Origin of the sequence: Clostridium puniceum (genome assembly GCF_002006345.1) — a bacterium.
Classification (GTDB): Bacteria; Bacillota; Clostridia; order Clostridiales; family Clostridiaceae; genus Clostridium; species Clostridium puniceum.
Genome location: NZ_LZZM01000004.1, coordinates 1 through 14608, shown reverse-complemented (window position 1 = coordinate 14608; position 14608 = coordinate 1). Strand labels below are relative to the sequence as shown.

Sequence of the window (14608 nt, the reverse complement as noted above, 5' to 3'; positions counted from 1 at the left end):
TATTTATATTATAAAATGTTTTTCTAGTATTTCAATCATTTTCTCATTAAAATTTTCGTATTGATTTACACTTTCTATTTTTTCATTTTTTTTATCATAAGTAACTAGCGAAATATAAACTTCACCCTTATTATATAGAAGCAAATAACCTATTTCCTTGCCGTATTCTAAATCAATTTCTTCATAATTCCTTAAAATAATTTTATATAAATTCTTTTCTTTTTTTTCTAAAATTGTTCGGTTATGCTTATTATGTAATTTTACATCTTCTTCGTTATTATTCGTTTTTATATACATATCATTATCTAATGTCATAAATATATTTTCTTCATTATATCTGCCAAAAGGAAAATATAAATATCTCTTTTCTTTTATAAAGGAAACTACAAAATCTTTTAACTCTGATTTTGAACCTTTATATTTATTGCCTTTTTTATCAATAGAGAACATTAGGCTTGTATACTTTTGATCCCAGCTAAAATATTTCTTTTGCCATTCTTCAAGAAATAATATTAAATTTAAAAAATCAAGTTCACTATATTTCTTTTTTATCAAAAAATTATTTTTTAATTGCTCTTCTATAAGTTTCTTATCATTTCCTATATCAACAACTTGTCCTTGTTTGGTTAAAAAATGACCTAATTCATTTCCAAATCTAGTAGTTAAAATTATTTTTAAAATTATTTTATTATATTTTGAATATTTTCTCTCTTTTATTTCCATTTCTAAATTTTGATTACAATTGTCTAAATATTGTTTTATTAAGTTTGAATCTTTTTTTACATACCCTTCTTTTCTTAATCTCAATTGACTTAAATCTTTTTTTGCATATTCCTCCATAAGATGAACTTGCTTATCCATATTTTTAGTTTTTATTGATGTTATCATAGGAATAGTTTTTAATAACTTTTCTTCTAAGGCTTCTTCTATATTTGAAACATAATTCTTTGGAAACTTTAAAGCACACTTAATATTAAATATTTCATTTAATTTATTAATGCTACTTATTTCTTCCATAATATTCATTTCATATTTTAATACTGTTTTTTCTTCAATTTCTGAAATAATTAATAATTTACTTTTTTCAAAAACATATCCTATCCCGTAAGTTATAAGTAGTTCATCATCACAATCCATATCTCTGCATCTCCCATATCTATTATCAAATTTATTGTTTTACATTTATAATTATTCTACATAAATTATAATTTGCAAGTATTCTTACAATCAACAAGTAAATATTGCTAAACTCCTTTATTTATGGGGCTTTAAGATAATTTTCTTCTATATAGTATTATTTTAATTTTTATTCATTTAAGCTTTTAAAACCTTTTCCTAGAACTTCACTTGTTTCATTAACTGTTATAAAGGCATTTTGATCATTATCCTTAATGAATTTCTTCAATTTTATAAATTGACTTCTAGTTAATATAGTTAAAATCACACAGTTATCTTTTCCAGTGTATCCACCCTTTCCATAAAAAACTGTACATCCTCTATCTATATCCTTAATTATGTAATTTGAAACAAGTTGTTCTTGCTCTGTAAATACCATAACTTGTTTTGATAAATTTAATCCATCTATAAATTTATCGATTAAATTTCCTGTTAAATAAATACTCAATAGTCCAAATAACGCTAATTCTGTTCCAAAGGTATACATTGCAAGCATTATTACAATAGAATCAGATATTAAGAGTCCCTTACCAAAATCTATATGTGCATATTTACTTAATATTTTTGCAGTTATACTTGTACCTCCAGTTGTAGCATCTTGAGTAAGCATAATCGCTGTTCCTAAAGCCAAAAGTACACTTCCAAATATTGAAGCAAGCATTAAATTGCTTGTAACAGCTACTGGTGTATAGTTTTTTTCTATAATCGATAATGCAAAAGATAGGCCAAAGGCTGCATACATGCTTTTAATACCAAAATTTCCTCCAATAAGCACAAATGCTAATACAAATAATATAACATTAGCGATTATCATTACTATACCTGTATCAACGCCAATAATATTGTTGATTACAAGTGCTAAACCAGATACACCTCCTGATGCTATTTTATTTGGAAAGAAGAAGAATTCAAATGATATAAGGACTAATATTACACCTATTGTTATAATTCCATATTCTTTTAATTTTTTCACAATTATCCTCCTTAGTATTTCTAAATACATTAATATATATTTCTACTAAAACAAACAATTTATACACTATCATATCTAATCAAATACTGCAATTCATATTTTAAATATAATGCACAAAAATAGTTCCCGTAGAATTTCTACAGGAATTACTTTTACCATATTATTATAGAGGAAATGATTTGCTTGGTTTATTATAATGATATATATGTACTAAAACTTTAATTTTGCTATTAAATTAATCTGGTACTACTAACCTGTTTGTAAATTAATTTTCTTAATATGTCCGTCCTAATAAATAAGATTAGATATACTTACTGTATATGGTTTTGTTGTAACAAATTAATTCAAACCTATATACGTTCTTTATTCAAAACCCACCTGAGTTTTAATCGAATTAACTATTTTATCATATGATATATAAATGCTGCAAAATTATATGCAGCAGGTGCAATTATTACTGTCATAATTCCTGCAATCCCTATTGAAAGACTGCTCATAGCCCCTTCAATTTCACCTAGCTCTAATGCCTTACTAGTTCCAACTGCATGTGCAGCCGTACCTATTGATACTCCAATAGCCACCTTGTCTTCAATTCTAAACAATTTACATATAGTTGGTCCAAATACAGCTCCTATTATGCCTGTGACTATAATAGCTAATACTGTTATTGGAACTAAACCACCTAGCTGGCTGCTTATTGATATTCCTATAGGTGTTGTCACTGATTTCGGTACTAATGATTTTATTATACCAGAATCTAATCCTACTAAATGTGATATTCCTATTATAGAAAATATCCCTATAACACTTCCTACAAATATTCCAGTTAAAATGGCTTTTGCATTCTTTTTAAGTAAATCAAGCTGTTTATATAAAGGTACTGCAAGTACTACCGTTGATGGTCCAAGAAACATGTTTATAAATTGACCACCTTTATTATATGTATTAAAATCAATATGAAATGCAAATAAAAAACATATTATAAGTGCTATTGCAATAAGCAATGGATTTAAAATTGGTATTCTTGTATTTCTATTAATAAATATACCTGCTTCAAAAGCAGCTAGTGAAAGCACTAATCCAAACAAAACATTATTGGTTAATAATTCCAAATATTTCACCTTCATTTCTTCTTAAAGATTTTTTTCTTTCGTTTTCTTTGAAATAGCCTGCACAATAATTCCTGTAATTCCTATTATTATTGTTGTCGTTAATATACAAACTATCAATAACTGCCACCAGGTTGATTTTATTATTCCGAGTGAAGCCATAAGTCCTACTCCTGCTGGAATAAAAAAGAATGCCAAATGATCCAATAAAAAATTTGTTACATTGGATATATTATCAACCTTAACTATCTTAGTGCATAATAAAATAAATAGTATTACCATACCTAAAATATTGCCGGGTATCGGTAAATGAATGGAGCTTGACAATAACTCTCCAACTAAATAAATTCCGAGTATAATTAATGCTTCTCTAAATAATTTCAATTTTACCATCCTCCAATTACTTAGACAGAAAAAATTCAAATAGTCTTTAATTCGACTATTATTTTTAGATGTCTTTTATATTTTAATTTACCACTATTAAAAGGATAAGTAAAACTGCTTTTCACCTTAAGTAAAGGTTACCTTTTTAAAGATAACCTTTCTAACTGCATTATTTTTAATTTTTATCTTTTATAAGCTTTTTTTCTACAAAAGCAACTATTTCATACATAATAAATGCAATTGCTGAGAGAATAACTATACTCATCATTACCATATCTAACTGAGCAACTTGTCCTCCATACACTATTAAAAAACCTAACCCATTCTTTGCCACTAAAAATTCACCCATAATTACCCCTACCCAAGATAAACCAACATTTATTTTTAAAGCTGAGATAAAAATCGGTATAGAATATGGGAATATTAAATATCTTAATATTTGCACTTTAGAAGCTCTAAATGTATTCATTAGCATAATTTTTTCAGTATCGATTTCATTAAAGCCAGTTAATACACTTATAACTGTTGTTACAACTGAAATTAAAAGTGCAATAACAATTATAGCAGACATTCCATTTCCAATCCAAAATATTATAATAGGCGCTAGTGCAACTTTAGGAAGTGCATTTAATACAACTAAATATGGATCTAATATTTTTGATAAAAACGGGAATGACCATAAAATTATTGCTATTAATGCTCCTAAAATTGTTCCTAATGAAAAGCCTAAAATAGTTTCATAACAAGTAATACCTATATGCTTAAATAAGTTTCCATCCTCATATAAAGATATAAATGACTTAATTACTCGACTTGGACTTGAAGTTAGAAATGGATCAATCCATTTAAAACTTGCAGCTATTTGCCATAATGCAATAAACACAGCAAGTATAAGAACTCGAGTAACCACAATTCTTCTTTTAGTTGAAATTACCTTTTTTAAATATACTTCATGTTCTTTACTAATTTTCTCTCCATTCTTCGAGCCATTAATAATTTTATTTTTGTTTTTTGAACTTTCATATTTATTATTCGCTTTTAAATTTTTATTTAAATAGTAATTATTTTTATCTTTCTCCTCTTTTCTTTGTCTTTTAGATAAATGTATCTCCTGTTCATCACTCATTTGCTTGATCCAACTCCTTCCATAGTCTATTAAAATAATCACTAAACTGTGGATTTTTTCTCTTTTCAAATGGAGTTAAATCATTATTTTCAAAATCTATAGGGATTTCTACTTTTACATTAGATGGTCTTCTTGTTAATACTATTACTTTTTGAGATATAGAAATAGCTTCTGCAATGTCGTGAGTTACCATAATAGCTGTTTTCTTTTCTGTTTTTATTATCTTATAAACATCATCACAAACTACAAGTCTTGATTGATAATCTAGAGCTGAAAAAGGCTCATCTAGAAAAAGTATTTCTGGTTTTAAAGCTAAAGTTCTTATAAGAGCAACTCTTTGCCGCATACCTCCTGAAAGTTGACTTGGGTAATGATTCTTAAACCTTAGCAATCCATAAGTGTCTAATAATTCATGTATACTTTCTTGTGATTCAGCATTTAGTTGTTTTTTTATTTTTAATCCAAGGACAACATTTTCCCAAACAGTATTCCATTCAAAAAGGTTATCCTTCTGGAACATATACCCTATTTTATCTAAATTATTTTTTATATTTTCTCCTTTGTATAGTACTTGTCCATTTGATGGTTTTAATAAACCACTCATTATATTAAGCAAAGTAGATTTACCACATCCTGATGGCCCCAAAATAGAAATAAAATCACCTTCATTAACTTCAAAGTTAATATTATTTAAAGCTTTTGTTTCTCCTTTAATAGAGTGATAATTCAGATATATATTTGATATTTTAAGCAAGCTCAAATTTACCCACCACCTCTTTATCTTTAACTTTATGCATATTTACTTAACTACTTTTTGTGCATATGAATTATCTACTATCTTACTAAATTCCGGTCTTTGCATCATTAAACTTGAATCATAATCTGAAATTATATTCATAAGTCTGCTTAAATTTTCTTCCTTAATCTCTGGTGTATGAGCTATAGCATCAATGCTTTTATAATTATTAATAACTGCCATGATTATCTCTTTATCAGTACCTGGGAAGTATTGTATTATGCTATTAGCAACTTCCTCTGTACTATGGTTAAAGAACCATACTTGTCCTTTATAAATTGCCTTTGTAAAGTTTTCAATAACTTTTGGATTTTTATCCATATATGATTTTGTTGTGAAATAACAAGTATAGGGAATGAGACCTAAAGCTTCACCAACTGATGCAATAATTATCCCTGTTCCCTCTTTTGCAATAACTGATGCTGTTGGCTCAAAAAGTGCAACATAATCGCCTGTGCCACCTTTAAATGCACGATACATGAAAAAACGATATTTGATAATTATTAATTATATTTTTAGGATTGATTTAAGAGATGAATTTAGCAAATTACCTGCTAATACAATTGCTAAAAATTTAGGTAGATTTAGAAAATTAAATATTTATGGGTTTAAACTATAATTTATGATATAATCAAGTACATTTTTAATATTATATTTAAAAAGGAGGTTATTGTAATTGAAGAACAGAAATAGTATCAAATCGGTAAGTATCATAATTTTATTTTTACTTATTTCATTTAGTATTATTTATAAAGCAAACATTAAAGCAAACGATTTTCAAGAAAATTTGCCAGTAATGAATATTATTGAAACTAAAAATAACATCGAATATAGAGCAATATTGGGTGATGGAAATTGGATGTCTATTAGTCCTCCCTCCGGAAATATATTAGGTAATGGTTATATTGTTGATATAAATAAGGAATTCTCTCATAATTGTCCCTTTATAGAGGCTAATTCTAGAGAAAAATTAAAGTTTGATATAGATTATGAAAAATTGATATCAAACGTATCATTATATACTTTTGATATCTCTTGCAACAAAAAAGAAATTTATCCGTTATTAGTTGATAATCCTTATAGTTTTACATGTCCAGAAGAAACAGGAAATTATTATTATATTTTAAATGTGTTATGGGATGAAAATCATAATTTTGATTATCTTTTTAAAATAAAAGTAATTTAAACATTTTAATACATTAAATATTAATTTTTGTAAAATCTCTAATTTTATTGTATAATGTTTTTTTGATTAATAATAAGGAACGGTATTTTTGATATGGTTTGTTTGATTTAGTGCTATCTCTATCTATATACCTTTGCTTAAATTTATTAATTTCATCACTATACAAACTATAACTCTTTATTTGTCCATCTACTAATTCTATGAATAAATTAGCATCAGTTGAATTAGTTTGTTCTATAGGAAGTTTAGGTTCATCAACTTTGGTTACAGTAAAAGAACAAAAGCCACTATTCTAAGATATTAGTAGCTTAATTAATTATATAGTTTTAATTTTTATGCCGTTTTAACAAATTTTTATTTATGGCACCAGTCACTCCAAGATGTTTTAAAATTGTCATTATTTTGCCTACAATATTGATAGAATTGTTTTAAAAAATCAGCTCTATTTTCATCTCCGATTTTGTTACCTTCAGCATCTTTCTTTAATATATCAGATCCTCCTATCAATACTTGACGCTTCATTATATCTTCAAAAGTTACTTGTTTTGCATTATGCATCATATCATACATAGCCATAAAAGTAGTAGTTCTTCCTACACCACCTCTGCAGTGAAAATGAACCCAAGTATCCTTAGTCGATATTTTTCGTGTCTCTTCTAAAAACAAATCTATTTGATCATCTTTAGGTTTTAAGTGATCTGTTACAGTAAGCCTTAAGTAATCTATTCGCTGAGCTTCTACTAATTCTTTCTCTGTTTGAACTTTTTTAGGATTTACAATTTCAGGAATTGTATTAACAGATTTCCCTTCTTTAAGTTTATCAAAAGCAACATATTTATCTTTTTTTATCTTTTCTAATTTATCTTTTTCATCTTTTATAATATCTGCTCTTTTTTTATTTATATTAGCTTGATCTCTTTCACCAAACCAACTTATAGACATTCCTTCAACAAACCCATGCGTTTCTTGCCTTAAGTCTACATCTATGATATTTTTGATTTTTTTATTAACTTTAAATTTTTCTTTTATCATTTTAATACTATTTTCACTAAGAGCACCACTACCTGATTCATTCAAGTCTGCTAATCCGTTAAAATTAACATCACCAGCTAATTGTTTACTAATTGGATCACTTGACATTCTAAAATTTTTAGGCAATACCTTTTGATTATCTTTATCTATTACTAATTTTACATTAGTCCTATTTTGTGAAACTTGTTGTGTCTTAGTAGATGCAAGAACAATTGTATTATTAAACATTACTCCTATTACGCCTATAATAACTATCGTGTTTAATAAATGTTTTAATTTTTTGTTCATTATTCATTCCCTCTTCTTTTTTATTATTTAATTGAATCTGATTCCCAACATTGAACTTATTGCTAATTTTACCATAAAATTAAAAATAATTAAATAAAACTATAATTTTATAAAATAAAAAAATATAGTCATTTGACCTATTTTTATATGTATTTAATCCGTACTCGGGGCTGAACATAAAATAAAGAATGCCTATTTGCACTCTTTAACTGCATTATTTAAAATTCGATTAATTTGACTTTCAGTCGTATCAATTTCATTTGAAATTCTTTTTTTATTTTTCCTTTTATTTAACAATACAGTATTTTTAAATAATTCGTACTTTTTTTATTTTATTCTTAAAGCATAGAAATTAAATTCTATTTTCAATCCTCAGCGTCTATTCTTTTATTAAAATTGAAATAACGTGCTCAACTATTGTACTAGGATAATTAATGCCTTTTATTTTACATCCCCCTTCTAAATCTAGCCTAAACAAATACATAATACTTTTTGCTGCATCTTTTAAAATGCTCATCATTAAAACTTTCACACCAGAAAATTAAGAGTTCATGAAGCATTTGAAAGAATTTGGCCAACATCTTTAAAAATTGTTTGAAACCCTTATCTGCTACTAGAAAAACAGGAACATAATCAGAATAGATATCTTCAGTACCTCTACTTTATAGATCCATAATGCTATCCACCTTTGCAATGCTGACCCTCTTTTAATATTTCTACCACTTTATTAAATGCTGATTCTAAATTTTTATGCATAATACATATTCTCTTCAATGATTATATTTTTATATTATCACCTTTTTTTTAATATTGCCCATTTTGACTTGTTATTGTCAATTCCTATCTTTTTTAATACTTAGGATTTTTATTTTTTTCCTACTCATCAATATTCTTCGTGTATTTTTGGAGGAATGACAATTATCCCCTTTTGGCTTTCCAATATAAATTCGAGCAGGTATTATGAACTCAATTTCAATTTTTTCTTGGTAATAATTCATACTAACCTCCATTAGCTAAAGAAACTTTATAAGTAGATTTTGAATATTATTCAATGTATTCATTCATCTCACCTACCTAATTTTAAATAACTTCTAATTAAGCCTTTTATAGTACTGTTATTCTTGCATATGGCAGATCTATTGCGCTATAATTAATAATATAGTTATTGATATCATGTATTAATTGAGATAAATAATCACATAATAATATTGGTTTCATAATTATAAAAGAGAGCTCATTTGAATATTTACTCTTTTGGCCCCTGTTACGGGGCCTTTTCAACTTCTAATATTTCACATAATATTAGTATTGTAATTATCTATTTTAATTTTCTGCTACACATAGGACAAAATTTTATATCCCTCCCTTGTACAAGACCATTTGTATACAATATTATTCCTAGTGTATCATCCTCTAAATTTACTATTTAATCTTTATTAGGTTGTATTTCTTTACATCTTGGACTTTTTATTATCCAAATATCTTTTCCATTTTTACCTCTGCAGTATTCACAATCTATATTCCATTACTCCTTCATTAAATAATAGAATTATGCAGAAAAAAAATCGCAAATTCACTTTCTTTAATAATGCGATTTTACAATTTGCTATTTATTTCTAGCATTTTATAATTTGTAAGTATTGTGATTTATAGTTCCTTTTGGTATTTATTCATAAAGTATAGTTCAAATACATATTTCAATAGAAATACTCCCACTATTGTTAAAGTAACCCATAATGGAGCATTTATCATAATCGTAATATAAGCAATCCCCATAATAAACCATTGAATAATATCTGCTGCTTTAGCCTTTGCTTTGTTTCGTATCATAGTATTTCTTTCATCAGAAAATTCAATTTGGGATTGTTTTAATTCATCAGGATGCTTTTGATTAAAATTTATTAACCATAAGTTTGAGATACTCATGCCAAATAGACCCACACCAATTCCTATACAAATGCCACTTATACTTTTAGCTACTTCTCCTTTTAAAAATATTCCTCCAAATATTGACAATTACATTCCAAATATCAACTGAATAATGTTTATAACTTTTTTGTTCATTTTCCTTCCTCCTCATAAATAAATATTTCTTCAATGCTCATATTAAAATATCGTGCAATCTTAAATGCCAATGTGATTGAAGGATTGTATCGACCATTTTCAAGTGATCCAATTGTTTGTCTTGAAACTTCAAGTGCAGTTGCTAAATCTTCTTGCTTTATGCCACGTTGTTTTCGTATTTCTTCTAAACGGTTTTTCACATTATTGCTCCTCTCATGTAAAGTACGCTTTCCATATCTAAATAATAAAACACATCCTTAAAAATGTCAATCTTACTTTCCATAAAAAAGTAAACTATATTCGACTCTTGATTAAGAATATATAAATAATCTTTTATTAGCAATAATTCACCATAAAAAACTACTTAATAATATATTGTAAATATCACATTATTCAATTATCAAAGAACATTTTCGTTAGCTACTACGTACTTTTAACACATTCTAAATTATTTCAAATTAAATTACCCACCCCCTAGAGATCTGCATTCCAACCACATATTTTTGACGGACCTTTTTTTATAGTCGTATCCCATAATAGCAAAAATTTTCCGAGCGATGTTAGCTGCTCTCACTTATCCTTAAATTTATCATCATCTTTAAAACCTTCTTTAGTTACATCTGTTGTAGTTATATAAAATAAATTAATGGAATAGCTTCAAAGATACTTTTAATAATCTCTATATTTTCTCTTATACTTTGCTTAAATAATAAATCTTCTAATTCTTCCTTCCCCATACTTTTCATTTTTTTGATTTCCTCTTTTAATATGTTTGTAATTTATTAATTAGCTTTTAGTATTTTTAGAGCATTATCTAAAACCTGCATTCTTAATTCTGGAGGACACATTTTCATAACAGCAGCAACTTGTAATTCTGCTATTAATTCACTAAACCCTTTTTTATCTTCCAGTCCTATTATTGTTACTTTCAATTCATCACTTTTCATATCTAAGCCTCCATGAAATCTCAATTATTTCATAATATGATCTGTCATTTTAATGTGTTACTTTACAATCTTTAAAGCCATAATAGCTTCAACAACATCATCAAGTACTTTCATAATTAAATCCCATTGTGGTCTTTCATTTTGATCAATTCGATTCTCTTTGGGAATTTTAATCATTGATTTTCCATTTTTTCAAGTCACAACTTTATTTAGAACTGCTTCTGATAATGTTGTAATTTCAACAATTAACTCTAAAAATTATTCCCCAAAAAATAAAAACGAAAATAAAGTAAAATCATAGACTGCAAATTTTTTAATAAGTAATAGAGCTTTTGTGCAAGCACTATATAATTGCATATCAACACCTTATGATATGTGTGAGTGTTCTGACATAACTAGTAAAATATTAAAATATAAAGTTTTATCCATAACTTTAAACGAACTTAAATATATTAATATTAGAAATATTTTTAAAACTAGAGAAGTTCCCTATAATACTTGTGTTATATAGTACTTTTTATGCTTTTTTTAGAAAATATATGTAATTATATCAAATTAACCTAAGTTATTTATAAAACTACAATCAATATATAAACCAATATGGAGGATTATTATGAAGGCTGCTATTTATTCAAGAAAATCAAAATTTACTGGTAAGGGTGAAAGTATAGAAAATCAAATAGAGCTATGTAAAAGTTATGGTACTAATAATGGTTATACTGATTTTTTAATATATGAAGATGAAGGCTTTTCAGGTGGTAATACAAATCGCCCTATGTTCAAATATATGATGAAGGATGCTAAATTAAAAAAGTTTGATGCTATTATTTGTTATAGATTAGATAGAATAAGCAGAAATGTCTCTGACTTTTCTACTCTTATCGATAAATTAAAAGATCTAAGCATTGATTTCATATCTATAAGGGAGCAATTTGACACCTCTAGCCCTATGGGAACTGCTATGATGTTTATTAGCAGTGTGTTTGCTCAATTAGAACGTGAAACCATAGCTGAACGTATTAAAGATAACATGTATGAATTGGCTAAAACAGGTCGTTGGCTTGGTGGTACTCCCCCTTTTGGCTTTTGTTCTGAACCAATTTATTATTTAGATAATAATTCTAAACAAAAAAAGATGATGGTTCTTTCACCAATTACAGAAGAGATTGACCTAGTTAAATATTTTTATTCTCAATACTTATCTCTTGGAAGTTTAGGGCAATTACAAAAACACTTACTTCAAGAAAATATTAAAACTAAAAGAAATGCTAGATGGGATATTAAGTCCTTAAATATAGTTCTTCGAAATCCTGCTTATGTAAACTCTTCTGAGCTAGTAGTTAGTTACTTTGCAACTAAAGGAGCAGTAGTACTCGGGGAACCTAATGGAAATGGAATTAATTCATATAATAAGAAGAATTCTAAAGGTACTGTTAAGAATATTAACGAATGGGTCTTATCTGTAGCTCAACATAAAGGAATTATTGATGATACAGAATGGCTTAATGTGCAAAGACTATTAGATAAAAATAAAAACCTTGCACCAAGACTCGTTGCCGGCAGTGATTGTGGTTTATTCAATTCTGTTCTTCGCTGCTCTAAATGTGGTGGACGAATGATATCTAAACAAGGTCATACTTCTGTGAAAACTGGTAAAACTATTAAATACTATGTATGCTCTACAAAAATAAATACCTATGGCAGAGATTGTGATTGTAAAAATATAAGATTAGATAAATTAGAAAAGGAAGTTATGAAAGGAATTTTTGAAGTTACTAGTGATCATGGCGATTTAATTAATGCTATTAATAAATATAAACAAAACTTAGTAAATAAAACTTTTAATGAAGTTGATATTAAAACTTTATCTACAGAAATCTCAACAAAGCAGCTTCAAATTAAAAATTTAGTTGACAAAATTGGTATTAACCCTAATATATACGATGTGTTAGCTATAAGAATTGAAGAATTAAATAATGAAATCAAAATTTTGCAGTTTAAAAAATTTGAAATAGAAAATAATCAAAGCAGTATAAAAGAAACTCTTAAGAAAATTAATACATATACGGCTATGTTGTTAAATTTTAAAGAGCTATTTGAAAATGCAGATTATCAGATGAAAAGATTACTTGTAAATTCATTGGTGGATAAAATATCCTATGATTCAAATACAAAGAATACTGAGATTAAGCTTTTTTGCGCTAAAAAAAGTCACTCTTTAATGTATTGAGCGAATGCACCAGCAGTTGCTGCAAAATCTATATTAGTAACCATTTTAACATCAGTCTTTGGATTAATGTTATTTTGCTTCATAGCATATTCTAGTACCATAGCTGGAACGCCCCCTGGTCTTCCACCAATAACATTTTTACCTTTAATATTTTCCCATTTAAATTTATCAGCCTTAGTTCGCCCAACTAGAAAAGAGCCATCCTTTTGAGTTAATTGTGCAAAAAGCACTGGATAATCTTCTCGTCCCTGATTATTAATGTAAATAGTTTGCTCAGGCCCACAAAAGCCAATATCTGCTGATTTACTTAAAACTGATTGCATAGTCTTATCCGCACCTTGACCCGTCTGCAAGTCAATCACAATTCCATTTTCCTCAAAAAAGCCTTGACTCATTGCAACATACATTGGTGCATAAAAAACAGAACGAGTTACCTCATTTAAACGTACTGTAACTTTGCCTTCATTAGCTGTTTTATTACTACCACAACCTACTATAAATATGACCGTTGCAACTGAAAGTAATAATGCAGTTAACACTTTGAGCTTTTTTCTCATAGAGAGAGCATCTCCTAATAGTATTCTTGGTGTATTGTATGATATTTTATAGAAGATTGTTCTAATATATATATTGCTGCAAATGGTTGTTTTACTTTTTTTAATTCTATAAGCAAACGCAAGCAATAACTGTTAGGGAAAATTCTAAAACATTAATCAATTTTCAAAGAACATTTTTTAACTTGCTACATAAAACCCTGACTTAAGGACAGTGAAAAGGATAAGTTAGCCAAGGATTAAATTACCAGAAAAAAAGTATAGAAAAAAACATAGCCATGCCCTATTATATAAGTCTAATACCACTCAAACCTTATAAAAAGGGGGAAAACGGCTATGCTAAACAATCAAGAATATATTACAACACAATTAGAAAAAGTTCTATATGATATTCTACCCATTACATCCAAAAGATTGAAAAATTTAGTTTATATAATCATAGGAATAATATTATCAAAATCAGTTGAGCTTTCTGATATTTCAGAAAAGCTAAAAGATGATTTTTCTGAAGGAAGTGAAGATAGCAAAATAAAAAGAATATATAGATTTTTTTCATCTTCACCAATCAATTCTGATTATGTATATAGATTTTTCATAGAAGAAGTCATAAAAAAATACGTCAAGCGAAGCAGAGATAGAAAAATAATCATAATATTTGACCATACAACTCTTGATGATAGATTTCTTATATTACAATTTTCGTTAAAGGTTGGAAAAAGAGCAATCCCTTTATGGTATAAAAT

Annotated in this window: 13 protein-coding genes and 3 pseudogenes; 3 read left to right on the top strand and 13 right to left on the bottom strand. The window is 27.0% G+C overall.

What is annotated here, in order from left to right; genetic code table 11:
• Positions 1-3 precede the first annotated feature (3 nt).
• The 7 genes and pseudogenes from CLPUN_RS00305 to CLPUN_RS00275 form a co-directional block, all read right to left on the bottom strand.
• Positions 4-1137 (bottom strand): hypothetical protein, encoded by a 1134-nt coding sequence (locus CLPUN_RS00305; RefSeq protein WP_077845399.1) that lies wholly within the window; start codon positions 1135-1137, stop codon positions 4-6.
• Between the two features lie 169 nt (positions 1138-1306).
• The gene (locus CLPUN_RS00300; protein ID WP_077845398.1) at positions 1307-2149 is read right to left on the bottom strand and encodes a YitT family protein; all 843 of its coding nucleotides are present in this window, start codon (positions 2147-2149) and stop codon (positions 1307-1309) included.
• A 398-nt stretch (positions 2150-2547) separates the two neighbouring features.
• Complete coding sequence (locus CLPUN_RS00295; protein WP_077845397.1) at positions 2548-3261, bottom strand: LrgB family protein; 714 nt, start codon at positions 3259-3261, stop codon at positions 2548-2550.
• A gap of 21 nt (positions 3262-3282) precedes the next feature.
• Positions 3283-3642, bottom strand: a complete 360-nt coding sequence (locus CLPUN_RS00290; RefSeq protein ID WP_077845396.1) for a CidA/LrgA family protein — start codon at positions 3640-3642, stop codon at positions 3283-3285.
• A 175-nt stretch (positions 3643-3817) separates the two neighbouring features.
• Complete coding sequence (locus tag CLPUN_RS00285) at positions 3818-4609, bottom strand: ABC transporter permease (protein WP_198944261.1); 792 nt, start codon at positions 4607-4609, stop codon at positions 3818-3820.
• A 151-nt stretch (positions 4610-4760) separates the two neighbouring features.
• Positions 4761-5528, bottom strand: coding sequence for an ABC transporter ATP-binding protein (locus CLPUN_RS00280; protein ID WP_077845394.1), 768 nt, complete (start codon positions 5526-5528; stop codon positions 4761-4763).
• 39 nt (positions 5529-5567) lie between these two features.
• Positions 5568-6035 (bottom strand): annotated as a pseudogene (locus CLPUN_RS00275) (ABC transporter substrate-binding protein); the annotation flags it as partial.
• Positions 6036-6240: 205 nt separating this feature from the next.
• Here CLPUN_RS00275 and CLPUN_RS00270 point away from each other — a divergent pair.
• Positions 6241-6750 (top strand): hypothetical protein, encoded by a 510-nt coding sequence (locus CLPUN_RS00270; RefSeq protein WP_077845392.1) that lies wholly within the window; start codon positions 6241-6243, stop codon positions 6748-6750.
• A 354-nt stretch (positions 6751-7104) separates the two neighbouring features.
• On the opposite strand, the gene CLPUN_RS00265 is transcribed toward CLPUN_RS00270, so the two are convergent.
• The 5 genes from CLPUN_RS00265 to CLPUN_RS27910 all read right to left on the bottom strand — a co-directional run bounded on the left by CLPUN_RS00265 (position 7105) and on the right by CLPUN_RS27910 (position 11081).
• A complete protein-coding gene (locus CLPUN_RS00265) occupies positions 7105-8070 on the bottom strand; it encodes a phosphatase domain-containing protein (protein WP_077845391.1) in 966 nt (321 codons plus the stop codon).
• Between the two features lie 379 nt (positions 8071-8449).
• Positions 8450-8590: a hypothetical protein gene (locus CLPUN_RS27360; protein WP_158078660.1), complete on the bottom strand. Its 141-nt coding sequence runs from the start codon at positions 8588-8590 to the stop codon at positions 8450-8452.
• A 1127-nt stretch (positions 8591-9717) separates the two neighbouring features.
• Positions 9718-10086, bottom strand: a complete 369-nt coding sequence (locus CLPUN_RS00260; RefSeq protein WP_077845390.1) for a hypothetical protein — start codon at positions 10084-10086, stop codon at positions 9718-9720.
• Between the two features lie 44 nt (positions 10087-10130).
• Positions 10131-10334, bottom strand: a complete 204-nt coding sequence (locus CLPUN_RS00255) for a helix-turn-helix transcriptional regulator (RefSeq protein WP_077845389.1) — start codon at positions 10332-10334, stop codon at positions 10131-10133.
• A 582-nt stretch (positions 10335-10916) separates the two neighbouring features.
• Positions 10917-11081, bottom strand: a complete 165-nt coding sequence (locus CLPUN_RS27910) for a hypothetical protein (RefSeq protein WP_198944260.1) — start codon at positions 11079-11081, stop codon at positions 10917-10919.
• A gap of 613 nt (positions 11082-11694) precedes the next feature.
• Here CLPUN_RS27910 and CLPUN_RS00250 point away from each other — a divergent pair.
• On the top strand, positions 11695-13311 hold the full coding sequence (locus CLPUN_RS00250) for a recombinase family protein (RefSeq protein ID WP_077845388.1): 1617 nt from the start codon (positions 11695-11697) through the stop codon (positions 13309-13311).
• 2 nt (positions 13312-13313) lie between these two features.
• Here the strand turns inward: CLPUN_RS00250 and CLPUN_RS00245 are convergent.
• A pseudogene (locus tag CLPUN_RS00245) lies at positions 13314-13868 on the bottom strand (ABC transporter substrate-binding protein); the annotation flags it as partial.
• A 333-nt stretch (positions 13869-14201) separates the two neighbouring features.
• Here CLPUN_RS00245 and CLPUN_RS00240 point away from each other — a divergent pair.
• A pseudogene (locus CLPUN_RS00240) lies at positions 14202-14608 on the top strand (IS4 family transposase); the annotation flags it as partial.